The sequence below is a fragment of the Segeticoccus rhizosphaerae genome (assembly GCF_009192725.1).
Classification (GTDB): Bacteria; Actinomycetota; Actinomycetes; order Actinomycetales; family Dermatophilaceae; genus Segeticoccus; species Segeticoccus rhizosphaerae.
Map to the genome: position 1 here is coordinate 1 of NZ_VOHR01000637.1, position 867 is coordinate 867.

At 74.0% G+C, this 867-nt stretch carries 2 protein-coding genes and 1 pseudogene; 2 read left to right on the forward strand and 1 reads right to left on the reverse strand.

The genetic code is table 11. The features are described from left to right. Together FRW57_RS22240 and FRW57_RS22245 are read left to right on the forward strand one after the other, a co-directional pair. Positions 1–271: dihydrodipicolinate reductase C-terminal domain-containing protein (locus tag FRW57_RS22240; RefSeq protein ID WP_275263261.1), on the forward strand; the 271-nt coding region annotated here is incomplete at its 5' end. 19 nt (positions 272–290) lie between these two features. Beyond that, positions 291–659, forward strand: a complete 369-nt coding sequence (locus FRW57_RS22245) for a hypothetical protein (RefSeq protein WP_152187105.1) — start codon at positions 291–293, stop codon at positions 657–659. 105 nt (positions 660–764) lie between these two features. Here FRW57_RS22245 and FRW57_RS24690 read toward each other — a convergent pair. Then, a pseudogene (locus FRW57_RS24690) lies at positions 765–867 on the reverse strand (AzlD domain-containing protein); the annotation flags it as partial.

Genomic DNA, 867 nt, shown 5'->3' on the forward strand with positions numbered 1-867 from the left:
CCACCTGCCCACGCCGCCGGACGCCACCACCTCCGATCCGGACGGTGCGCGCGGCGCGCGGGTGGACGGCATACCGGTGCACGCGCTGCGGCTGCGTGGACGGGTCGCCCACCAGGAGGTGCTCTTCGGGGCGGCCGGCGAGGCGCTGTCGCTGCGGCACGACTCCTTCGACCGCGTCAGCTTCATGCCGGGGGTGCTCACCGGTGTCCGCGAGGTCGCCTCGCGTCCGGGCCTGACCGTCGGGCTCGAGCACTACCTCGGGCTGGCCTGAGCGTGGCGGGAGGTATGCCGTGAGCGTCGCCCGCGAGCGCCTCACCGCGCTGGTCACCTTCGCGATCCTGGTCTTCTACGCGGGCACCATCGGATGGCGCGGCGTGCTGCTCGTGCTCGACGGCCGGTGGCAGTCGGTGCTGCTCGGCCTCGGCGTCATCATCATCCCGCTCGTCGCGCTCTACGCGATCTGGCGGTTGGTCCTGTTCGCCCGCGACGGCGAGCGGATGATGCAGCACCTGCGATCGGGGGCCGAGCCGCACGCGCGCGACGAGCAGTGGCGGGCACACCTGGCCAGGGCGGAGGAGTGCCGGGTCGCGCGCGACCGCCAGGGTGAGCAGTCGGCATACCGGCAGGCGGTGCGGGCCTGGCGACTCTCCCGGTCCTGACCATCCGCCGCTGCGATGGCCCGGGGCTGACCTCGCTCAGGACGTCCTGCGTTCGGGCGGTCGGGGCACCCACACCGCAGGACGTCCTGAGGCTCGACCCGCAGGTCAGCCCCAGCCGAGCGCACGCAGTGCCGCCGCTGTCGCCGCGGCCAGGATGATGACCACGAGGAAGGGGGCGCGCAGCAGCAGCGCCACGACCGCCACGCCG